The sequence below is a fragment of the Streptomyces sp. NPDC051987 genome, from assembly GCF_040680735.1.
GTDB lineage: Bacteria > Actinomycetota > Actinomycetes > Streptomycetales > Streptomycetaceae > Streptomyces.
Genome location: NZ_JBFAXI010000004.1, coordinates 1 through 23,755 on the forward strand (window position 1 = coordinate 1; position 23,755 = coordinate 23,755).

Consider the following 23,755-nt stretch of genomic DNA (forward strand, 5'->3'; position numbering starts at 1 on the left):
GGTGTGTGGGGTGGGGCCCCCCCGGGGGGGGGGCGCGGGGAGTTCAACCCCAGGGGGGGGGCCTCCCCCACACACCCGGGGCCCCGGGGGAGCGGGGGCGGCTGTAGGGGCCGCCGGCTCTCCAGGGCGCCGGGCTCAGCCGAAGGCGAGCTTGCCGGTCCAGGTGCCGATCACCGTGCTGTAGCCGCCGAGCGCCGACTTGCCGCCGAAGTAGAGGCGCACGCTGCCGCTGCTCAGGTGGGCGTACAGGTCGGGGATCCCGTCGGCGTTGACGTCCGGGACGGCGAAGAAGCGGGGCACGTCGGTGCTGGACCAGCCGCCGGCCGCGTATTCGGCGTCGGAGCCGTCGGCACTCGACGCCGCGGTGGCGAGGGAGAGGACGTCGACGCCGGTGCCGGCCGTGTTGGCCTTGCCCTTGCGCAGGAGCAGCCGGCCGGAGTCCGAGCGGTAGAGCAGGTCCGGGATGCCGTCACCGCTGATGTCGGCGACCGAGACCAGGTCCCGGGTGGTCCAGGCGCTGCCGGTGTTCAGCAGGGTGGCACCGGCGAAGGAGCCGCCGGTGTAGCCGGTGAACGCCCAGTACTGGGTGCCGGAGGTCATGAACAGGTCCGGCTGGCCGTCTCCTGTCACGTCCCCGACGGCGAGGATCTGGTCGAAGGCGGAGGGGGCCGGGACGTTGACGCTCGCCCCGTTGTTGTCGGTGCCCTTGGCCGGCAGCAGGATCGGCAGACGGGCGCAGGTGTTGAACCCTCCGAAGCCGTCACCGGGGTAGACGTAGAGCCTGCCGTCGCCCATGCGGGCGATGAGGTCCTGGAGCCCGTCGCCCGGGTAGTAGTCGCCGGTGTGGGTGATCAGCGCACCCTTCCAACTGAGGTCGGCGGAGGTGCAGCCGTCGGTGTAGGCGGTGTTCTTGGTGACCTTGCCGTAGGACGGGTTCATTCCGACGTACAGGTCGCCGTCCTTGCCGGAGGGGTAGTTCCGCAGGGTGTAGGAGGGGGTGCCGTCGTCGTCCGTGGACTCGTTGATGGTCAGCAGGTCGGGTTTGTCGTCACCGGTGAGGTCGGCGGCGGACTCGTCCCGGTCACTGGGGCTGACGAAGATGCGGTAGGCGTTCGGCTCGGCCGACGCGTTGCCGGCGGCGTCCACGGCCTTGACGTACAGGACGGCGACACCCGCGAGCGGCGGGGTGACGGAGGCCACCGCGGTGTAGAAGTTGGTCTTGACCACGTCGCCCGATGCGGTGGTGCAACTGGTGCCGTCGCCCACGGTGGCGGTCTTGTCGTAGGTGGTGTTGTTCCAGCTGTAGACGTACTTCGTGGCCCGGTCCCAGGGGAGGTTCCAGAACGACATGCAGCCGGAGTGGCCGAAGGTGGCCTTGGACCACTGGTCCTCGCCGCTGTCGTTGTCGACGTCGGCCTCGTCGAAGTCGTCGGACGTGACGATCGGGGTCTTCGGGGCGACCGTGTCGATCTTGAAGTAGCACGTGTAGCTGGTGGCGGACGTGCCGCCGCTGCCGCCCGTGTCGTCCTTGACGTACACGTTCCAGGAGTACGTCCCGTCCTTGAGGACGTAGCCGCCGCTGCTGGTGGTGTTGTCGAACGTGTAGCTGGTCGTGCTCTTGCCGGAGGCGGACGCCTCACGGTTGTAGACCGTGCCGGTCCCCACGTTCTTCAGCGTCACGTGCATGACGTCGAGGTCGTCCTTGCCGTCCGGGTCGGAGGTGGCCGCGGAGAAGACGATCTGGTCGTTGCCGCCGATCGTCACGTAGGGCGAGCTGGTGGTGCACTTGCCGGGGCTCATCCTGAGCTTGGCCGGCCTGTTCGGTTTGGTGTTGAAGGTGACGTCGATGTTCGGGCCGGCGTTGTCGTTCGTGGCCTGGAACTTCTTCCACGCGTACTGGTCGTCCTCGTTCGAGGCCTGGATGCCCAGGGTCCAGTGGTTCAGGCTGTGGTCGGCCGCGTACTGGGCCGCGTCCTCGACGTCGAACTCCGTGTTCCCTGCCGCACAGCTCTTCTTGTAGCCCTTGGCGTACGACTTGGTGTCGAGGCGTGTCGTCCAGCCGGGCTGGTTGGACCAGCTGGTCTTCTTGTCGATGTCACCGGTCCGCCACACCTCGACGTCCTTCTTGGTGCAGGACCAGGAGTACGTCTCCTTCATGTTCAGGGTGGCCTTGGTGACGTCCGTGGTGCGCACCTTCTCCGGCCACTCCATGGTGAAGAAGGAGCGGCTGGTGCCGTAGGTGTCGGACTCGTAGCCGGCCCGCGCTTCGTTGGTGCCCTTGTTGAAGCCCCGGCCGTTGTAGAAGGTCGCGGTGTTCCAGCTGCCGCGCTTGTACACGGTGGTCCAGCTGCCCGCGTCCGTGTTGGTGGTCGGGTCGATGAAGACCGGGTACTTGGTGGTCGCCTTCGCCAGCAGTTGCCGGTCGGGCGTGATGGTGATGGTGCCGTCGTCGGCGAGCGTGGGATCGATGCGGGACGAGTGGGTGCCGGGCTGCGGACCGGCGAGACCGGGCAGCTCCCGGTCGATGGCAGTGGTGGAGGGGACGACGACCGCGTCCTCGTCGCCGGCCGGTTCGGTGGTCGCCGGGTCGGTGGCGGTTTCGGCGGACGCGCTGTCGCTCACGGCCGGGGAGGCGGCGGCGTCGCCATCGGTCTCCGTGGTGGCGGTCGGCTCGGGGGTGGCGTCGCCGAAGCCCGAGTCGCCCTTCTGGTCGTCCTCGATGGTGTGCCGGGCGGTGTCCGACGCGTCGTCGCCGGTGGTGGCACCCGGCTCGGCGGACGACGCCGGCGTGGTGCTCGGCGCCGGGTCGGGGTCGTCCGGGCCGCCGTCGGGGTGGGTGAGGTTGTCGGTGGCGGCTTCCTTGCCGGCCGAGTCCCACATGAGCAGGGTCGGGGTGGCCGCCACGTCGTTGCCGTCCGCGTCGTAGGCGTGGACGGAGCCGCTGCGGGAATCCAGCCTCATCGTCAGGCCGGGGGAGGAGAGGCCGTAGGAGATGGTCTTCAGCGCCGGATTGGCCGCTGCCTCGGCCGACTTGACGACCAGGACCTCGGAGAAACCGCCGTCGTTGGCGGCGACGACGAGGTCGACGCCGGGGAGCACCTCGCGGTAGAGCGCCTCGTTGCTCTCGACCTCGGGGGCGGGGAGCGAACCTGGCCAGGTGAGCTCGATGGTGTGACCGGCCGTCGTGAGGGTGACGAGCGTGCTGGTCGAGCCGTCGGCAGCGGTGTCGGCGCGGTAGGCGGCGGGGTGGACGTAAGAGGCCTGTTCGGCGCCCGAACCGGTGGACTTCGACGACCTGCTCCTCGTCCCGCCCGAGAACACCACCGGTGTGGTCGTGGCCGTCGTGGCCCAGTTCCCGTCGGCCGTGCGCCGCAGCGTCGGGTCGATCGCCCTCCACTCCCCGGCGACCTTGGTGCGCACCGGTGAGACGTGGATGCGGGTGGTGAGGGTGTGGTCCGGGTTGGCCCAGGTCGTGGTCTTCGCGGTGCGGGCGGTGACCACCTCGACGGGCTGTCCGGTGCGCTTCGCCAGAGCGCGGGCCTCGGTCTCGGTGCGAGGGTGCGGCTTCGCCTCGTGCCGCACGGTGTCGGGGTCGCCGTCGCGGTCGGGCAGCAGTACCCAGGCGGTGGCTGCCGCCACGATCAGCGCCAACAGCCCTGCGAGCAGCCGCGCGTGACGGTGGCTCAGTCTGCCTGGCCAAGAAGCGGAGGACACCGGACCGTTTCCCCTCTGACGGTGGCGACATGCGAACGGCCCTCCCTGGACGGCAGTTTGACGAGCTTTTACCGAGGCATGGGGAGGCCGTGTGGAGATCATGAACGGGAGGGGTGCGCGGAACAAGGCCCTTGGGGGCGCGAGGCGACGCCCGAGGCTGTCGCGGGGGTTTATTCCGGCCTTAACTGACGCCGATCTGTGCCCAGTTGAGCCTTCTTGTCATGTTACCGTCAGTGATCAATCCCACACGAAGTCGAACACTCTGGCGCACGGCTCGGCTGTTGATCAATAATCCCCGCTGTTTTCTCCTTACTTTCTCCATACCTTTTCGCGCGGCTGTTCTTACGTCTGACGGATTCATCCGCATCGCCGGACCGGGGCGCCTTCCCGGCCGTGCCCACCGGGGGGTTTCTTCGTGTTCGGTCGATCACGTCTGCGCTGGCACCGCGGGATCCGCCGCGCGATGGCGCCCGGCGGCGTTTTGCTGCTGTCCCTCGCCCTCTCCATAGGCGTGCTGGACAGCCAGGCCTTCGCCGAGCCGCCCCCGGACGACGATGTCGCCGCGATGGTGGACGTCCCGGCCACCGACCCGGTGGACGGTGCCGACCAGTCCCTGGACGGATACGCACGCCAGTACGCCATCGACGCGGCCGAGAACGACACCGACCCGCCGGACGGCAGCACCACCATCCCGGCCGCCGGACCCGACGGCACCGCCGACATCACCCCGGCGAAGCTGGCCGCCGCCGCCGACGGACTGATCCAGGTCGACGGCGGCGTCCCGGTGAAGATCGGCGCGGCGTCGGCCGACGCGGCCGAGCAGCCCACCGGCACCTGGTCGGTCAACGTGCTCAGTCAGGCCGACACCGCCGCGGCCGGCGTCAACGGGCTGCTGATGCAGATCACCACCAGTGACGACACACCGGCACCGGCCCGCGTCCAGATCGACTACACCGCCTTCAAGAACTATTTCGGCGCCCAGTGGTCCGACCGCCTCCAACTGGTCCGCTACCCCGAGTGCTTCCTCACCCAGCCGGACAACGAGGCGTGCGCCACCCCGGAGCCCCTCGACAACTCGGCCGACCTGCGGGCCGACGCGACGACCACGGACGCCGACGGCAACGAGACCACCGACCTGGGCGAGACCAAGGTCGGCGCGACCCTGGACCTGTCCACTCCCATGGCGGCCGACACCGCCACCGGCACGACCACCGCCGACGCCGTCGCGGCCCTGAGCAAGGGCAGCGTCCAGCCGGCGGTCTGGCACGGCGCGTCCGCCAGGGCGATGGCGGCAGCCGCCTCCGCCGGGGCGGGCGGGGTCCTCGGCACGACCGACACCGGCAGCGGTCCCGGCGGATCCTTCCGGGCGACGCCGCTCTCCTCGGCGGGCAGCTGGGCGGCCGGCTCGTCCTCAGGCGGCTTCTCCTACACCTACGGCATCGACACCCCGCCGGTCTCCGCCGGTCCGACCCCGGCCATCGCGTTCTCGTACAACTCCCAGGCGGTGGACGGCAAGACGTCCGCCGCCAACCCGCAGACCTCCTGGATCGGCGAGGGCTGGTCGTACGAACCCGGCCACATCGAGCGGTCGTACCGGGGCTGCGCCCAGGACCAGGACGGGGACGACGCCAACAACAAGGGCAAGAGCAAGAAGACGGGCGACCTCTGCTGGGCGTCGTCGAACGCGGTGATGACCCTCGGCGGCACCACCGTCGAGCTGGTCCGCAGCGACAGCACCGGCGAGTGGCACCCGAAGGCGGACGACGGCACCAGGGTCGAGCTCAAGACCGGCGCGGACAACGGCGACGGCGGCGGTGACGACGACAAGGGCGAGTACTGGATCGCCACCACCCGCGACGGCACCCAGTACTACTTCGGCCTGGACAAGGTCGGCCACGGCCACGCCGACACCGACTCGGTCTCCACCGTCCCGGTCTTCGGCAACGACCCGAAGGAACCGTGCCACGCGGCCGCATTCAAGGACTCCTCCTGCGACCAGGCCTGGGCATGGCAGCTCGACAAGGTCGTCGACCTGCACGGCAACGCCATGGTCATCACCTACGACCAGGAGGAGAACTACTACGCCAAGAACAAGTCGACGAAGCAGAACACCAAGTACGACCGCGCGTCCTACCCGCTGACCATCGAATACGGTCTGAACAAGGACGACCTGGGCGCGGTCCCGGCCGCCAAGGTCGAGTTCAGGACCGACCAGCGCTGCCTCAACGCGAACAACGGCAAGTGCGACCCGGACGACTTCACCAGCGACGATCCCGACAAGTACCGCGTCTGGTACGACACCCCGCGGACGTTCCTCTGCAAGTCGGCCACCGCCAAGCAGTGCCCGACCTTCCCGACCTTCTGGACCCGCAAACGCCTGGAGAAGGTCGTCACCTGGGCGCACCGGGACGGCACCGGCACCCTCTCCCCGATTGACGAGTGGACGCTGAGCCAGGCCTTCGACAAGGGCTGGTACCAGACCTCGCCGGGCATGTGGCTGTCCGGCATCCAGCACGGCGCCTATGACGCCGACACCACCGACCCGGACGACGCACCGGGCGCGGCGCTGCCCTCCGTCGTCTTCGACGGCACGGCGATGCCCAACCGGGTCCGCGACGGCGGTGGTGACGAGGAACTCACCTACCTCCACCCCCGGATCACCGGCATCACCGACGAGAACGGCAAGAAGACCGTCGTCGACTACAACAAGGGGTGCACGTCCGCGCCTGCGGACAGCGACATCGCCGACAACACGGCAGCCTGCTATCCGGTGCACTGGTCGGCCGACGACACCGTCGAGAACCCGCCGCTGGCCTGGTTCAACAAGTACACGGTCGCCCGCGTGACCGAGCAGGACACGGTCGTCAGCACGTCCGCCCTCGCTTCACCGGACCTCGTCACCACCTACACCTACGGGGGCGGCGGCTACTGGGCGAAGAGCGACGCGGAGTTCACCAAGCCCTCGCAGCGCACTCACAGCGACTGGCGGGGCTACGCCTACGTCACCACGCAGGTGGGCGACCCCGACGGTCCCGCCGCCACCCGCTCCAAGTCGACCGCGTACTACCTGCGCGGCTCCGGAAAGACCCTGAAGGACGACACCGGCGCCACCCTCAGCTCCGACGACGTCGACGAATACGCGGGCCAGGCCGCCGAGACCGTCACCTACCTGTCCTCCGAAGCCGCGGCGGCCGTACACAGCCGGGTGATCACGGTCCCCGGGGCCACCACGGAGACCGCCCGCCGCAAGCGCACCGACGACACCGACCTGGTCGCCCGCCGCTCCTACATCCGCCGCGTCGACGACCTCACCGCCTACGACGGCAAGTGGCGTGGCACCCGTACCACCACGACGGTCGACGACAACGGTCTGGCCAAGCTCAGCGAGGTCTCCACCGTCACCCTGTCGTCCCCCGGTGACACGACCCCGGCTATCGCCGGCACCACCTGCACCCTCACCACCTTCGCCAACGACGCGTCGGCCAACCTCTACGGTCTGCCCAAGCGGGTCCTGACCACGGCGACCGCCTGCGACGGCGTCACCACCGCGGCCACCGACAAGGTCGTCTCCGACGTCACCTCCGGCTACAACGCGGCCGGCGACGCGACCAGCGAGAAGACCCTCAACGGCGACGGCACCGCGAGTGTCACCAGTTCGCTCACCGAGTACGACACCTACGGCCGCGCCACCAAGGTCAGCGACGGCGCCAGCCCGGCCCACGAGACGAGGACGGCCTACAACCCGGGCAGCAGCCCGTACGTCGTCACCGGCACCACGGTCACCAACGCCAAGAGCCAGGCGACCATCATCACCCTCGATCCGGCCCGCGGTCTCACCCTCACCACCAAGGACCCCAACGGCAACATCACCCGTTACGCCTACGACCAGCTCGGCCGTCTGGTCACGGGCTGGCTCCCGGGTGACGACGACGCCCTGCCCTCGACGAGGATCAGCTACGCCCTCGGTGCCAAGACCCCCACCAGCGTCACCACCAGCACCCTGCGCGACAACGGCTCCTACAGCGACTCGGTCACCTTCTACGACGGCCTGATGCGCACCGTCCAGACCCAGTCGCCGGACGCAACCGGCCTCGGCCGCATCGTCACCTCGGTCCGCTACGACGACCACGGCAACGCTGCCCGCACGGACAACGGCTACTACGTCCTCGGCCTGCCGGCGAAGTCCTGGTACCTGCCGGCCAGCCAGCAGCCGATCCCCAACTCGACGAAGGCGACCTACGACGGCCTCGGCCGCCCGGTGAAGACGACCACCCTGCACCACAACGCCGAGTTCTCGTCCGCCACGAGCACCTACAGCGACACCGACGCCTCGGTCACCGTCGTCCCGCCCACCGGCGCCACCGCCACCAAGACGATCGGCGACGCCCTCGGCCGCGCGGTCAAGCAGATCACCTATACCAACGCCGACCGCTCGGCGAGCACGTACACCGAGACGACGTACGACCCCCTCGGCAACGTCACCCAGGTCAAGGACAAGTCCGGCCGTGTCTGGTCCTGGACCTACGACTCCCGCCACCGCGTCCTGACCAGCACCGACCCCGACTCCGGCACCAGCCGCACCTGGTACGACGACCAGGACCACGTCACCCAGACGAAGGACGCCACGGGCAAGGTCCTGCACTACGGCTACGACGCGCTCGGCCGCAGGCTGTCCATGACCGTGGGCTCGGCGAGCCTGCCCTCGGTGGAGTGGACGTACGACACGGAGGCCAACGGCATCGGCCTTCCGGCCACCTCCGTCCGCCACACCACCCCTGGCTCCGCCGCCGGTGACATCGTCACCGAGGCGACCGGCTACACGCAGCGGGGGCAGCTCACCGGCAAGACGGTCACGATCCCCGCGATCAGCGGCCAGACCAACAACGTCTCCGGCTCCTACCACTGGTCGTACACGTACACCCCCACCGGCAAGGTCCAGTCGACGACCCTGCCCGCGACCCCCGGCGGCATGACGACCGCCGAGAAGGTCATCACCCGCTACAACGCCCAGGACCTGCCGATCTCCACGTCCGGCTGGGACTGGTACACGACGGGCGCGATCTACAACCCGTACGGCCAGATCACCCGCTCCACGACGGGCAAGAACCCGTACCGGGTCTGGACGAGCGCCCTCTACGACGAACCCACCGGCCTGCTCCTGCACTCCTACGCGGCCACCCAGACGGCGAAGGGCCTGGTCTCGCAGACGGCCTACGCCTACGACCAGGCGGGCAACACCAGCCTGGTGGCGACGGGTTCGACCGCCGGGTCGACCACGACCTGGGACAACCAGTGCTTCACGTACGACGCGCGCGGCCAGCTGGTAGAGGCCTGGACGGGCGCGACGGCGAAGCAGTGCACGGACTCGTCGGGCACCACGTGGAAGGCCACGGACTCCTCGGCGACGGCCGCCGGCGGCGTGGGCGCCACCCCGTCGACCTCGACGATCGCGACGGGCACGGCGACGTACAGCTCCCTCGCGTACTGGCAGTCGTACCGCTACGACGACCTGGGCAACCGCACGACGGTCACGAACCACAGCACCCAGCGAACGGCGTCGGGTGACCTGAACACCGCCCTGGACGGCTCGACCTCGTACGCCTACGGCGACACCGGCCGGCCGGACACCCTGACCGGCTGGACGGAGAAGTCGGTCACGCCGGCGGACTCGGGGACCAAGACGGTCACCGAGGTGAACTCCGCGACCTACGACGACGCCGGGCGTACCGACACCCGCACGATCAACGGTGACTCGCAGTCGTTCGTGTACGACGGCGAAGGCCTGCTGACGTCCGTCTCCGGCTTCGGCGCGGGCAAGGGCGCGATCACCGGACCCGGCGGCCTGTGCCTGGACGACGCCGGCTCCCTCACGGCCGACGGCACCGCGATCCAGATCTACACCTGCAACGGCACCACCGCTCAGAAGTTCAGTGCCAACGGCGGCAAGCTCACGGTCCTGGGCAAGTGCGCCACGGCCGCGGGCACCGCGTCGGGTTCGGCGGTCACTCTCCAGACGTGCGTCCCGGACGCGACGGCGCAGTCCTTCGTGCTCCGCACGGACGGCACGTTCTACAACGCGGCGACCAAACTGTGCCTCAACGCCCCCGCCACCACCGTGGGCACCGACCTGACCCTGGCGGCCTGCACGGCGAGCGCGTCGACGCAGAAGTTCACGATCGCGGCGACCACGTCCTACCTCTACGACGCGGACGGCAACCGGATCGCGAAGACGACCGGCGGCTGGACGACCCTCTACCTCGGCGAGACCGAGGTGATGGGTTCCCAGACGACGACGGCCACCAAGGCGATGCGCAGCTACGCCCAGGCCGGCGCCCCGACGGTGGTCCGCTACACCTCAAGCGCCACCTCCGCCCACACCCTGGCCGCCCAGATCACCAACACCCAGGGCACGGGCACGGTCCAGATCAAACTGGCGTCCGGGATGGCGGTCTCCTCCCGGTCCTACGACGCGTGGGGCAACCTGCGCGGCGACCTGGCCGGCGTGGCGGCCTGGGCGGGCTCGCGGACGTACATCGGCGGGGACGACGAGTCGAGCACGGGCCTGATCCATCTGGGCGCGCGCGACTACGACCCGGTGACCGGCCGCTTCACGACCATCGACCCGGTCATCGACTTCTCCGACCTTCTCCAACTGGGCGGGTACGCCTACGCGGACAACAGCCCGGTGACCAAGGCGGACCCGAACGGCGAGTTCTGGGGCTTCTCCCAGATCGCCCACGCGGCGTGGAAGGCGACCAAGGTCGTCGCGCACGTGGCGTACGAGTACTCGGGCGTCGCGGACATCGTCAGCTGCGCCACCAACCCCTCCCTGGGCTCCTGCCTGATGGCGGCGGCGACGATCGTGATCACGGTCGCGACCTTCGGCGAGGGCGGCCTGGCCCTGGCCGCCGCGAGGGGCGCGATGCGCTTCGGCGGCGGGGTCCTGGCGCGGGGCGCGGAACAGGCGGCGGTGAAGACCGCGGAGAAGACGGTCGTCAACACGGCGGCGAAGGCGGTCGAGAAGAAGGTCGTGAAGACCGCCGAGGAGAAGGCGGCGAAGGCGGTCGAGAAGAAGACCGTCAAGTCGGCGGAGGAATCGGCGGCGAAGACGGCGGAGAAGGACGCGGGCAAGGCCGCCGAGAAGGAGGGTGACGCGGCCAAGGCCTCCGACGAGGGCCAGGACGCCGCCGAGTCCTCCGGCAAGTGCAACAGTTTCACCCCGGACACGAAGGTCCTTCTGGCCAACGGCAAGACGAAGGCCATCAAGGACCTGAAGCCCGGCGACAAGGTGAAGTCGACGGACCCGGTCCTGGGCGGCCTCGGCACCCAGACGGTCACGGCCACCATCAGGGGCCACGGCACCAAGCACCTGGTCCGCCTCACCCTGGCCAACGGCAAGTCCGTCACGGCGACGGACGGCCACCCGATCTGGCTCCCGAAGCTGCACCGCTGGGCCAAGGCGAAGGAACTCCGCCCGGCCGACTGGCTGCAGACGTCGGCCGGCACGTACATCCAGATCACGGCGGTACGGGCGTGGACCCAGACGGCGACGGTCAACAACCTCACTGTCTCCAGCACGCATACGTACTACGTTGAGGCTGGCGATACGCCAATCCTCGTCCACAACTGCAACACGGCATACAGCGAACTGGACGGCGCAGGGCGGGCGGGCCCCGCCTATGCCGAGGTTTCTCCACAGACGCTGGCCGACGCGGCCGCAGACAAGATCGGGAGCTCGGCGGGGCGCCGCTACAAGCCCGCCGGTTTCCAGGGAGACGCGGCCGGACATTCTCGCGGGCATCTGATCGCAAGGCAGTTCGGCGGAAGTGGCAGAGATCTGCGTAATCTTGTGACGCAAGGACAAGCGCAGAACAATGGAGCAATTTCCACATTCGAGGACATGATCGCTGATCATGTGAGAAACAGTGGGAATACGATCGTGATGAGCGTGACACCGGAATATGCGAATGGCGGTGTCATCCCGAGCCACGTCGTGATCGAAGCCGTTGACGACCTCGGATGGTCTGTCTTCGGGAGATTTGCGAACATCTAGAACCATGGAACGACGGATGACCGACCTGGAGGAACTGATCGCTCTCTGCCCCGTGCCGGACGGGCGATCCGCGTCGGCCTGGTCAGCATGCGATGAGACCGGGGAAGAGGTTGCGCTCCTTCCCCGGTGCCATCGAGCGATGATCTCGGCCTATGGTGTGGGATGCTTCGACGAGTTTCTCTGGGTGTACGGGGAGGGGATCGAGAACCCTTACCTCGACATCCGAAGCCGGACTGAGGTGGCTCAGTCTATTCTTCGGGCCCGTGCGCGTCCTCAGTTGGAGGCGTGCCTTTCGGAGTTCGGGGTGCGGCCCGATGAACTCATGCAGTGGGGAGGGACGGACAATGGTGACTCCCTTCTGTGGGTCCCCAGTGGGCCCCCGGATGACTGGCCAACGGTCATTCTGGAAGTGCGGCAGCGTTCTGTGATGCTGGTTCGTCGGCCGTCTGTCCGGATCGTTTTCGAACTTCTTACAGGCGCGTTGGTGACATCGATATTTCCTGACGACTTTCCCAGCCCGCATCCCGTCTTCAACCCTTCCCCCTGAACCGGCTTGACCTCAACAGCACCACCGCCCGTCGAACGCCAAGTCGCAGTTCCCGGTTCCGGTAGCTCAGGCCCTGCTGTTTCAGGTCGGCGTACGTGATGAGGCCGTCCGGGAACTCCTTCCGGTGAGCGCGGCCCACGCGAGAATGCACTCGACGGCAAACTTCGTGGCCTTGTCGCTGAGTTCCCCGGGTGGACGACCGTTCCGGGCGTCCCACTCCGTAGTGGCGCTCGCGTCCAGGACGAGGACTGGGGTGGTGTGTAGTGGTGTGATCATGCGACTGAAGATGTCGAGGAGCCGGGCCGGGTGGTGGCTTTTGGTCGAGGGGTCGGTCTGGGGCGAGTACGGAGCGCCAGTCGATGCCCTTGGTGGCGAAGAAAGGGTGGGGCAGCCTGATGCCGTGGGAGCTCAGTCCCGCGGCGCGAAGAGCAGGTTGCGGGTGTGCGGCGGCCGGGGTTCGTTCCAGGGCACCAGCGCGCCGTCGTGCTCGGCGATCCAGTGGACGTCGTAGCAGAGTGGATCGAACTCGGCGATGAGGTCGTCGAGGGCGGCGTCGACCAGGGCCTCCATCACCAGGGTCGGCCGGTCGCGCTTCAGCACCTGGCGGGCGCCGCGGAGCACCGACATCTCGTGGCCCTCCACGTCGATCTTGACGAGGTCCAGCCTGGTCTCGGCGAACACCTCGTCGAGGGTGAGCAGTTGGATGCGCTTCTGCTGGGCGTCAGGGGCGGCGCCGCCCTCCAGCGTCGAGCCGGTGGAGAGCAGGTTCCCTGAGAAACGGACGCTGATGTCCGCCCAGCCGGGTTCGCTGGAGACACCGGCCTGGTGGAGCTTGACGTTCTGCACGCCGTTGGAGCGGACGTTCACCGAGAGCCGGGCGTGGATCTGGTCGACCGGCTCGAAGGAGTGCACCTTCGCCTTCGGGTTGGCGTGCGCGGCGATCATCGAGAAGTAGCCGACGTGAGCGCCGACGTCAGCGATGGTCGAGCTCCGCGCGGCCAGCCGGGACCAGGTGGCGAGCGTGCCGGGCTCGTAGCCGAACGTCCCGTTCCACAGGGTGTCCATGGCCACCGCATCGTCGTTCACGCAGAACATCACGAACGGCGGACAGTACGGCGACTCGATCTCCACGTAGCCCCGGTAGGGGAACTTCTTGCGGTGCACGCGGATGATGTCCCCGGTGGCGACCGGCCTGACCGACGGTGCGTGGGCCAGCATGCGGGCGTTGGCGGCTTCGACCTCGGAAATACGCATTGGGTGATGGTAAAGCCGAGGTCAGAAAATGTCACAGGGTTTCGAAATGATCAGAAAGGGCAACGCACAGGTTTTTGTGGGTGGCATTTCTGGAGCTTGTTCATTTCGAATAACCTGGAATTAACCCGCTCTTTCGCTCGGGCTGTCTACCCCTCTGTGTCTTCGAAGAGTTCGGCCGTGGTGGTGGCCGTGGCGGCGCGGGTGAGCCAGGTGGTGAGGGTGTCGTGGTCGTCGCAGGTGGTGATGCGGTCGCGGGCTTCGTCGCTGACGTCGATGCCACGGCCGCTGAGGACGACGAGGAGGGCTTCGGAGAGGCCTTCGGAGAGGCCTTCGGCGCGCAGGGCCTGGGCCGTCTGGGACTGGAAGATGGAGAGGTCGACGGCCATGAGGTGCCTCCAAAGGTCCGCGGCGGGCGTCTTGCCCAGGCCTTGTTCGGTGAGCTCGATGTAGATGCTCGCGGTGTCTTCGTCGTCGGCCTGCAGGCCCTTCAGGGCGGCTGCCAGTGCCTTCAGTATGGCATCGGACTCAGGCGCGCGGCTGTGCAGCGCGGAGGACAGCACGGCGAGGGAGATGTCCTTGGCAGCCGCCTCCGGCGTGTCGATGACGGGCACGGTGTCCGGGCCCAGGACGAGCGGGCGCAGGGTGAGGGTGGGCCACTGCGGGGGACCGAAGCTGACCTGCCGCGCCGCCCAGGAGGCCGTGTTCCTGTCCTGGCAGACGACCAGCAGTACCGCCGGCATCTTGTACTTGGCGTAGAGATACGCCAGGTAGTAGGCCCAGCTGGCGGGCTTGTCGGCGTCCTGACCTCCCTGGGCCTCCACAGCGAGCAGGAAGCTGCCGTCCTTCACCGTGTCGAGGCGGAGGAGGGTGTCGACGCGGCGTTCCAGGGGGCGGTTCTCCGTCAGGTCCGTGGGAAACGGCGACGCCGAGACCGGATCGCCGAAGGAGACGCCGAGCGCCCTTACGGCTCGGGGGAAGAGCCCCGGATCCTGCTGGAAGATCCGGTGCATCGCTTCGTGCGGGGAGCTGACCATGAGGAGGGCTCGGGACCTCTCGGCGTAGGGATGGGCTGGTCATGCCGCTCTCGGTAGCGGCTGGTGGGTGCGGCATTCCCGGCAACGGCCGGGTTGCGCCGCGCGGAACGGGCGGTCGCAGCCGTCGCAGTCCTGGAAGGGGAGCGGACGCGGCGGGGCGGGCGGTGGTGGCGGTGGCAGGTACTCGGTGAGGCGGTGGGCCAGGAGGCCCGCCGGGTGGAGGAGCGGCTCGGCCGGGAGGCAGGACGTGAGGGCGCGGCGTACGGCTTCGGGCGAGGCGCCGCGCTCCAGCCAGGCGTCGATGGCCGGGGCGAGCCGTCGTACCTCGCGTTCGGGGAGGAGGAGGCGGGGGTCGTCGTGGTGAAGGCGGGAGAGGAGGGTGGTGGCCGTGCGCCGCGAGTCCGGCGCGGTGTCCGCGGGTTTCGGCAGAGGTGGCTTCGGCGGGTGTGGTGGTGGTGCTGCCGCGGGATGCGGCCGATCCGGGCGTGGTGCCGGTGCCGGTGCCGGTGCCGGTGGTGGTGCCGGTGTCGGTGGTGGCGGTGGTGGCGTAATCTCTCGTCCCTCCTCCACCCCCGTCGGCCGGTTGTACGACACCGTCCGTGAGACCACCCGGCCGTTCGGCAGCCGCTCGCGCGTCCGGGACAGGTAACGCTGTGCTTCCAGTTCACGCAGTGCCGCCGCGATCCGCACCTCGCCCTCCGGGAAACGCCCGGTCAGCGACTTGATGTCCACGCGGGCGCCGGTCGGCAGCGATTGGATGTGGCCGGCGAGGCCGATCGCGGTGAGGGAGAGTTCGCGGTGCTGGAGAAGGCGGTTGTCGACCACCTTGTACCGCGTGGTGAGCCGGACGTTGACGTGGGTCACCCCGTACGAGGGGTTCGACCCGGGAACGGCTGACCGGGCGCGCTAGTGTGCTCTGCATCCATCGGGAAGGTCTTGCTTCCTAGGTGGTCAGGCCCTCGATCGGGATCGCTACTCCCGGCCGGGGGCCGTCGTATGTGCGGGGGGTGGCCGTCTGCGTGCTCGCTCGGTCACCCGGTGTTGTCGCGGCGAGCATATGCCGGGCAACCGGCACCGAATCCAGCCCAGTTGGCCATGTTCACTCCGGAGGGTGACGGGCAGCGGCGGGGAGGCGGGTGAGGTTGGGGAGGGGGATTTTCCCCGGGTTTTTTAACTACTTGGCGGCGGGCGTCACCGTCTCGCGGCGGACCGCGTGACGGTCAGTTCGGTCCGGACGGTCTTGCGGGGGCGGGGTCCGAGGGAGACGCCCCAGCGGTCGGCGAGGGCCTCGACGATCACCAGTCCGCGGCCGTTCTCGTCTTCCCGGAGGGGAGTCGCAGGCGGGGGCGGCGCTCCTCGCAGGTGTCCGTCACCTCGATGCGGACTGTGTTCCGGACGACGTACATCGACAGCCGGAAACCACGGCCCGCCGTCCGCCCGTGCGTCGCCGCGTTGGCCGCCAGTTCCGCGACGACGTGCGCCGCGTCCTCCGACGGCAGCCCCCACGACCGCAGTTGCTCGGTTGCGGATCGGGCAGGAGAGGGAGGTGGAGGGGGGTGGAGCTCCAGCTCTACGACCCGCTCCACATCCATGGGTTGCTGCAGACACCCGAATACGCGCGCGGGCTGCTCCGGATGCGTCGCCCGGCATACAGCGGGGACGAGGTGGAGCGGTTCATCGCCGCGCGCGTGGCCCGCAAGGCCGTCTTCGAGCGGGACCCGGCGCCCGAACTCAGTTTCGTTCTGGAGGAGTGGACGCTCCGGCGTCCGCTCGGCGGGCGGCCGGTGCTCCGTCAGCAGCTGGAACACCTGTTGGGGGTCGCGGAGTTGCGGAACGTCGAGCTTCAGGTGATGCCGATGGACCGTGAGGAGCACGCGGGGGTCGACGGCGGAATCGAGGTGCTGAAGTCCGAGGACGGCTCGGCGGTGGGGCGTTCGCCCGCGGTGGCCAGCGGCCGACCCCGGGCCCAGTCCGCGAGCTCGGCGACCCTGCCCAGGCAGGCCTCGCCGTCATGGGCGTCCTTCATCATGGCGCGCTGCATGTCGATGATGAGCAGTGCTGTGTCCGGCATGAGATGAGCCCGTCCGCGCGGTACGCGGACTACTCCGCCTTTTTCCCGCCACCACCCTGTTGCTGCGGCTGACCCTCCGGCCGGACCGCGTCCTTCGCCTTCTTCGCGAGGTCGTCGTCCAGCTTCTTGAACTCGCGGACCACGGTGTCGGACATGTCGGCGAGGGAGTCGATCTGCTTGGTGATGTCCTCGCGGCCGTCGTGCCAGTTGGACTCGAAGTCGTCGAGGGCGTCGTAGACGGTGCTGCTGCCGACGTCGTCCTGGTAGGACTCGAACATCTTCTTGGTGTGGTTGAGGCGTTCCTTGATGGAGCGCAGCTTGCGGCCGTAGTCCTCAAGCTCGCTCAGCGGTATGGCGAGATCGCTCTTGCCGTTGCCCACGTGACCGTCCCCCGTTCGCGCGTCTCGTAGTCTGGGCCGCACCGTATATCAGATCATCGGGGGAGGGGTTGCGTACGCCATGGCTCGCTACATGGAGACGCTCACCATCGAGCGCGGCGGATTCCGGATCAAGGTGCCCGAGTCGTGGTGGGAGTTCGACGTACGGCCGGAGTCCCGGGACGACTCGATCCGGCGGATGGTGAACGAGCGCGTCGCCCAGTACCCGGAACTGGCGCAGTACCGCGACACGTACGTCGCGTTCCTCCGCAAGTCCGCGGCGGACGCCTGGAAGTCGGGCGCGATGTACTGCGGCTGCATGGCGGAGAGCTTCGGCGGGGACACCCCGATCACGGGCTCGGTCACGGTGTCGCTGGTCGGCGGCCGTACCCGCGAGGGCGCGCCGCTCTCCAACGACCCCGCCGCCATCGCCGCCCGGCTCGCCCCCAAGGAGGCCCACCGGGAGGGCGACTCCTGGCGCAAGGTGACGACCGTCGACATCCCCGGCGTCGGCCCCGCCGCCCGCACCTACGGCATCGAGGACATCCCGATCCCCGAGGACAGCCTGGGCCGCACCATCCGCGCCGTCCTGATGCAGACATTCATCCCGGTCCCCGGCCAGGAGGGCAAGGTCGCCCTGGTGGCCGGCAGCAGCCAGGTCCTCGACCTCGCCGACTCGTTCTTCGACATCTTCGACGCGATCACGTCGACGTTCCGGTTCGCGGACTGAGCCTTTGCGGTGGGGGACCGGTGCCGATCGACGACACGCTCACCTTCGTGCCGTTCCGGGACCCTGCCACCGTGGCTCAAGCGCCGGTGGGTGTACGTGACGGTGCGGGACAAGCTGGAGTACTGGTGGCTGCGGTGCACGGCTGCGGTCGAGGACAACCGGCGGATCCTGCGTGGACGCCGCCTTCGCTGAACACTTCGGCTGAGCCGAGAGGATGCTCACGTGCCTTCGAAAACCCGTGACGAACTCATCCGGCTGGTGCAGCAGATCATGGACGCAGGCCTCCCCGAGCGGGAACACGATGCGCTGCTGGAGAGGCTGAAGCAGAGTGTCTTGCATCCCCGGGTAAGCGACTTGATCTACTACTCGGACCCGGAACTCACGGCCGAGGAAGTGGTGGACCAGGCTCTGGCCTACCGCCCGATCGCGTTGTGAGCCCGGCCCGCTGGGCTTCACCTCGAACGGCCGTTCCTTGTAAGTTCGCGTGTGCACAGGTTTGTTGACGGGGCGTACGCGACGGGGGTTGCGGGATCATGGCGGGTTATCGACCGGCGGACTGGCATCCACTCGACCTGGACAGGGACCCGACCCCCGGTGATCCGCAGCGCGTGCGCACCCTCGCCGCGCAGCTGCATTCCTTCGCCGACGACGTCTCCGACGCGCTGCGCCTGGTCAAGGGGATGGCCGGTGAGGACACGCTCCTGCAGTGGGCCGGCAAGTCGGCGGAGGTGTTCAAGGAGCAGTTCAAGGACGTCCCGAAGAACCTGAAGAAACTGAAGAAGTCCTACGAGATGTGCGGCGACGCCCTCGCGGACTACTGGCCGAAGCTGGAGCGGGCGCAGGCGCTGGCGGACAAGGCCCTCTCTAGGGCGAAGGAGGCCCAGTCGGACCTGTCCTCGGCCAAGTCCCGCCTGTCGTCGGCTGATTCGTGGGTGACCCGGGCGACGAAGGAAGCGGACAAGTACAAGGACGATCCCACCGGCAGCAAGTCGGACGGTGACAAGCCGGACGAGGGGAAGGTGCGGGCGGCCGCCCGGGACGTGCAGAGCGCGAAGTCCGCGCACAGCAAGGCGCAGTCGGACGTCACCGGCGCGCAGAGTGCGCTGGACGCGGCGAAGAAGATGGCCGAGGACGCGCGGAAGATGCGTGACGACGCGGCGGGTGAGGCGAAGCGGAAGATCGACGAGGCCTCCGACGCCGGGATCCCGAACCGGCACTGGTGGCAGGACGTCGGGCACTGGTTCGAGGACAACTGGGACACCATCGTCACCGTCTGCAAGGTCGTCGTCGCCGTCGTCGGGATCATCGCGATGATCATCGGTGGGCCGATCCTCGGGGCGATCGTGCTGGTCGCGGCCCTCGTGGTGCTTGCGGACACGCTCTACAAATACTCCAAGGGGCAGGCGTCCCTATGGGATGTGGCGTTTGCGGCCATGGACTGCATACCCGGCGGCAAGGGCATCACCTCCCTCGGGAAACTCGCCAAGGGCGTTAAGGAGATGAAGTTCCTCAAGGGCGGCCTCAAGGCCATGAGCAGAGGACTCGGCAAGGACCTGCGCAAGGGAGCCGAGGACGTCCTTGAGAAGAGCAAACCAGGCAAGGGGAGGTGCAAGAACGGCGACCCCGTCGACATGGTCTCCGGCGAGATGCTCATCGAGCAGACCGACGTGGGTCTGCCTGGTGTGCTTCCCGTCATTCTTCGCCGGACGCACCTGTCCACCTACCACTGGGGCAATTGGTTCGGCGAGTCATGGGCCTCCACCCTCGACGAGCGGCTGGAAGTGGACGAGGACGGAGTGCTGTTCGCCACCGAGGACGGAATGATCCTCTGCTATCCGGTTCCGGATGCCGAGGGCTCGGCGCTGCCGGTGGCGGGGCCTCGCTGGCCCCTGACCTCGGACGACGAACATCCTGGAGAGCTTCGGGTCACCGACCCCAAGACGGGGATCACCCGACACTTCTCCCCCTCGGCGAGCGGGAGTCAGAACGAATCGGCGTTCACCCTGCCGCTGGCCGCGATATCGGACCGCAACGGCAACCGCGTCCACTTCGACCGTGCTCCCGACGGCGCGCCCGTGGCGGTACGGCACTCCGGCGGCTACCACCTCGACGTCGACACCCGTGGCGGCCGCGTAGCCGGGCTCAGGCTGCGCAACCCCGCCGACGGGCCCGCGGGAACCACGATGCTGCGGTTCGGCTACGACGGGGCCGGGGACCTCACGGAGATCCACGACTCCACCGGAGTGCCGTACACCTTCACCTACGACCTCGCCGGAAGGATCGAGTCCCGGACCGACCGGAACGGCTCCTGGTACCGCTACAGCTACGACGACCACGACCGTGTCGTCCGAGGCGAGGGCGCGGACGGCGTGCTCGACTGCACCATCGAGTACGACTCGGAGGCCCGTGCCACCCGGTACACCGACTCCCTCGGTCGTACCACCGTCTACCGGCACAACGAGCGACTGCAACTCATCTCCACCACCGATCCGCTCGGCGCGACCGTACACAACGAGTGGGACGAGTCGGACCGGCTGGTGAGCCGCACCGACGCCCTGGGAAACACCTTCGGCTACGCCTATGACACCGTCGGCAACATCACGACGATCACGCGCCCCGACGGCACGTCCGCGTCCGCCGCCTACAACGACCTCCACCTGCCGGTCTCCGTGACCGAAGAGAACGGTGTCGCGTGGCAGCACGGCTACGACGAACGGGGAAACCGGACCGTCACCCGCGACCCGCTCGGCGCCGAAACCCGCTACTCCTACGACGCGACCGGGTTCCTGACAGAGGTCACCGACGCCCTGGGAAACCGGCACACCGCTGTCGGGAACGCCGTGGGGCTGCCGGTCCGGCTCACCAACCCGCTCGGCAGCGTCTCAACGGCCGAGTACGACGCTTTCGGCCGGACGACGGCTCTCACCGGTGCGCTGGGGCAGGTCACCCGGTTCGGATGGACCGTCGAGGGGCGGCTCTCCTGGCGGCAGACCGGTGACGCACCCGCGGAACGCTTCGAGTGGGACCCTGCCGGAAACCTCGTGCGATACACCGACGAGGCCGGCAACACCAGCTCCTACACGCCCACACACTTCCAGCTCGCCGCCGCCCGGACCCGCCCCGACGGCTCGCGGTACACGTTCACCTATGACACCGAGCTGAACCTGGTCCAGGTGACCAATCCCCAGGGTGCCACCTGGGACTACACCTACGACGCGGTGAACCGGGTGATCGCGGAGACCGACTTCAACGGGCGCACGCTCAGCTATGAGGTGAACGCCATGGGAGGGCTCACGGCGGCCACCAACGGCGCCGGCGAGACCGTCTCCTTCGGCAGGGACGCCCTGGGCCGCACGACTTCCTTCCGGCACGACGACCAGACCACGGTGCTCCGGTACGACAGACAGGGGCAACTGGTCGAACAGACCGGGCCCGAGGTCAGGGTCGTCCGCGCCTACGACCCCGTCGGCAGGCTCGTCTCGGAGAGCGTCGACGGCCGTACCACGACCTTCCGCTACGACGCACTCGGCCGCCGGGTCGAGCGTCGGACGCCTTCCGGGATCGTGTCCACGTGGACCTACGACGCGGCGGGGCGTCCCGACGGCCTGGAGGCCGCGGGCCACCGCATCGGTTTCCGGTTCGACGCCGCAGGACGGGAGACAGCCCGCAGCCTGGGCCCCGAGATCACGCTCGGCCAGTCCTGGGACGAGGCCAACCGGCTCACGTCCCAGACGCTCTCCCGGCATCCGGAGGGCGCGGAGACGCTGCTCCAGCACCGCAGCTACGCCTACCGCGCCGACGGCTACCTGACAGAGCTGAGCGAACTGACCAGCGGCACGCGGCGATTCGACCTCGACGCCGGCGGACGCGTCACCGCCGTCCACGCGCGCGACTGGACGGAGAGCTACGCCTACGACGACCTCGGGAATCTGGTCCAGGCGTCGACACCGGTGACCGGCGCAGACGACAGGGACCGGGACTTCACGGGAACCCTGATCCGCCGAAGTGGCCGAACCAGCTACGAACGGGACTCCGACGGACGCATTGTCCGGTCGGTACGCCGACTGCTCAACGGGCAGAAGCGCGTGCACACGTTCGCCTGGAACAGCCAGAGCCAGCTCGTCGGCACCGTGACGCCGGAGGGCACGCACTGGCGCTACCTCTACGACGCGGAGGGCCGCAGAGTGGCGAAGCAGTGTTTCGCCGCGGACGGCACCGTCGCCGAGGAGACGCGCTTCACCTGGGACGGAGCACGGATCGCCGAACAGGTCACGACGAGCGGCCGGGTGACCTCGTGGGACTACGCCCCGGGCACCCACCTGCCGCTGACCCAGATCGACCACCGGCCGGATCGTGCCGACGAGGACACCCGCTTCCACGCGGTGATCACCGATCTGTCGGGAGCGCCCGCCGAACTCGTCTCACCCGACGGTGAGCTGGCCTGGAAGCGCCTCACCACGCTGTGGGGCCTGCCGATGGGGGTACAGTCCGGCGGTTCGGCGACATCCGCGGACGCGGTCGCCTGCCCCCTGCGCTTTCCCGGCCAGTACGCCGACGCCGAGACCGGATGGCACTACAACCGCCACCGTCACTACGACCCGGAGACCGGGCACTACACGACTCCCGATCCACTCGGGCTGCTGCCCGCCGCAAACGACACCGCCTATGTGTCCAACCCCTACCGGTGGATCGACCCGCTCGGCCTGTACCGGGACGAGGACAACGGTCAGTACGCGCGCGACCCCGACGCGCCGGAGACGGCCCACAACAGGAAGAGTGAGTACCCATCCAGTTACCGGGAGTCGACACACGACGAGATGGCCAAGAACTGGACGCTGGAGGGCGTGGACCAGGACGCGCGGCCGGTCGACGCACGGGGCAACAAGATCCCGCGGGAGGATCTCACCTGGTTCGACTCCAAGGGTGACATCATCTGGGACCCGAAGAACCCCGGTTCGAAACCGTTCCATGAGACGGTCACGTACGAGCACACACAGCCCGTCGTGGATCACTGGAACAGCACCGGCTACGACACCGGCCGGGCCACCCGGAACGACTTCTACAACGACGCCAGCAAGATGGAAGCGATGGAGAAGAGCAAGAACTCCCGCGGCGGGGCGCTGATGGACGCGCGCTACCGACAGGACACGGGCGACAACTACTCCTGCCGCTGAAGACCGGGCCCGACGGCCCGCAACCGACCCCGGACCCCCCGGAAGGAACCATGGATCTGCAGTCCACCGTCACCGCGTTCCCGCGGGCCACGCCGATCGACGGCCTGGAACGCGCCTGGACGTGGCGGCTGAACCCGGTGCTGAACTTCGCGGGGGCGCTGACCGGCGACGGCACCCGGCTTCTCCAGATGAACCAGGTCCGCCGGCACGACGACGTGCTGGCGGCCGCGGTGCTTGCCTTCGCCCGCGCGCACGAGTCGGAGCTGATCGCGGAGGGGCGCTTCCTGACCTTCGTCGGCGGCTTCGAAGCGCCCGGGTACGCCTTCGACGCCGTCGCGGCCACCGTTCCCGAGGTGCACGGTCACCACCGGGTCCAGAACCCCGACCTCACGCCCGTGACCACCATCGTCTTTCCCGCGTACCGGTGCGAGTTCTCCGGGCGGGAGACGCTGGAGGAGGCGGAGGCCAGGTATCACAAGATGCTGCCCACCGCGGACATCGGCCGTGGACCCCTGCCGTTCCTGAAGATGCGCTTCGACAACCCGCGTACCGGGGGAGGCAGCAACAATCCGGGGCGTGCCCTGGCCCGGCCCGAGGTCCTGTTGGCCGAGATCCCGGAGCTGAGGGACGCGCCCGGCGGGTTCGTGGAGTACGAGAACCACACCGGTGAGGTACGGCGCGTGCAGTGGGACCGCGACGGCACGTGGGTGCTCTCGGACGCGTCCGGGAGCCGGGAGCTGGGACTCGACGAGGCCCTGCCCCTGGTGGAGGAGAGCCTGCGCTGATCGTCAGTCCCGAGCG

At 68.7% G+C, this 23,755-nt stretch carries 10 protein-coding genes and 1 pseudogene; 6 read left to right on the forward strand and 5 right to left on the reverse strand.

Going from position 1 to position 23,755, the window contains the following annotated elements; all coding sequences use genetic code 11:
• Nucleotides 1–135 precede the first annotated feature (135 nt).
• A complete protein-coding gene (locus AB0M11_RS03015) occupies nt 136–3,714 on the reverse strand; it encodes an FG-GAP-like repeat-containing protein (protein ID WP_365700702.1) in 3,579 nt (1,192 codons plus the stop codon).
• Nucleotides 3,715–4,129: 415 nt separating this feature from the next.
• On the opposite strand from AB0M11_RS03015, the gene AB0M11_RS03020 reads away from it, so the two are divergent.
• The gene (locus AB0M11_RS03020) at nt 4,130–11,767 is read left to right on the forward strand and encodes a ricin-type beta-trefoil lectin domain protein (protein WP_365700704.1); all 7,638 of its coding nucleotides are present in this window, start codon (nt 4,130–4,132) and stop codon (nt 11,765–11,767) included.
• A 955-nt stretch (nt 11,768–12,722) separates the two neighbouring features.
• On the opposite strand, the gene AB0M11_RS03025 is transcribed toward AB0M11_RS03020, so the two are convergent.
• The 3 genes from AB0M11_RS03025 to AB0M11_RS03035 all read right to left on the reverse strand — a co-directional run bounded on the left by AB0M11_RS03025 (nt 12,723) and on the right by AB0M11_RS03035 (nt 15,466).
• Entirely contained in the window at nt 12,723–13,568 is an 846-nt protein-coding gene (locus tag AB0M11_RS03025) for an FkbM family methyltransferase (protein ID WP_365700706.1), read from the reverse strand.
• 146 nt (nt 13,569–13,714) lie between these two features.
• Nucleotides 13,715–14,602, reverse strand: coding sequence for a hypothetical protein (locus tag AB0M11_RS03030; protein WP_365700708.1), 888 nt, complete (start codon nt 14,600–14,602; stop codon nt 13,715–13,717).
• A 39-nt stretch (nt 14,603–14,641) separates the two neighbouring features.
• Nucleotides 14,642–15,466 (reverse strand): helix-turn-helix domain-containing protein, encoded by an 825-nt coding sequence (locus tag AB0M11_RS03035; protein ID WP_365700710.1) that lies wholly within the window; start codon nt 15,464–15,466, stop codon nt 14,642–14,644.
• A gap of 692 nt (nt 15,467–16,158) precedes the next feature.
• Here AB0M11_RS03035 and AB0M11_RS03040 point away from each other — a divergent pair.
• Nucleotides 16,159–16,563 (forward strand): annotated as a pseudogene (locus tag AB0M11_RS03040) (DUF5753 domain-containing protein); the annotation flags it as partial.
• A 139-nt stretch (nt 16,564–16,702) separates the two neighbouring features.
• Here AB0M11_RS03040 and AB0M11_RS03045 read toward each other — a convergent pair.
• Entirely contained in the window at nt 16,703–17,053 is a 351-nt protein-coding gene (locus AB0M11_RS03045; protein ID WP_365700712.1) for a hypothetical protein, read from the reverse strand.
• 79 nt (nt 17,054–17,132) lie between these two features.
• Between AB0M11_RS03045 and AB0M11_RS03050 the strand changes: the two genes are divergently transcribed.
• From AB0M11_RS03050 to AB0M11_RS03065, 4 genes are all read left to right on the forward strand, one after another.
• Nucleotides 17,133–17,780 carry a hypothetical protein gene (locus AB0M11_RS03050; RefSeq protein ID WP_365700714.1) on the forward strand — a complete coding sequence of 216 codons (648 nt, stop codon included), beginning with the start codon at nt 17,133–17,135 and terminating at the stop codon, nt 17,778–17,780.
• 222 nt (nt 17,781–18,002) lie between these two features.
• Entirely contained in the window at nt 18,003–18,215 is a 213-nt protein-coding gene (locus AB0M11_RS03055; protein WP_365700716.1) for a bacteriocin immunity protein, read from the forward strand.
• 98 nt (nt 18,216–18,313) lie between these two features.
• On the forward strand, nt 18,314–22,954 hold the full coding sequence (locus AB0M11_RS03060; RefSeq protein WP_365700718.1) for an RHS repeat-associated core domain-containing protein: 4,641 nt from the start codon (nt 18,314–18,316) through the stop codon (nt 22,952–22,954).
• Between the two features lie 50 nt (nt 22,955–23,004).
• Complete coding sequence (locus AB0M11_RS03065) at nt 23,005–23,739, forward strand: hypothetical protein (RefSeq protein ID WP_365700720.1); 735 nt, start codon at nt 23,005–23,007, stop codon at nt 23,737–23,739.
• The last annotated feature ends 16 nt before the right edge of the window (nt 23,740–23,755 follow it).

Excerpts from the sequence above, each read along its gene's own strand:
- AB0M11_RS03025 (WP_365700706.1), bottom strand. The coding sequence starts at position 13,568 with ATGCGTATTTCCGAGGTCGAAGCCGCCAACGCCCGCATGCTGGCCCAC.
- AB0M11_RS03030 (WP_365700708.1), bottom strand. The coding sequence starts at position 14,602 with ATGGTCAGCTCCCCGCACGAAGCGATGCACCGGATCTTCCAGCAGGAT.
- AB0M11_RS03050 (WP_365700714.1), top strand. The coding sequence starts at position 17,133 with ATGGCTCGCTACATGGAGACGCTCACCATCGAGCGCGGCGGATTCCGG.
- AB0M11_RS03060 (WP_365700718.1), top strand. The coding sequence starts at position 18,314 with ATGGCGGGTTATCGACCGGCGGACTGGCATCCACTCGACCTGGACAGG.
- AB0M11_RS03065 (WP_365700720.1), top strand. The coding sequence starts at position 23,005 with ATGGATCTGCAGTCCACCGTCACCGCGTTCCCGCGGGCCACGCCGATC.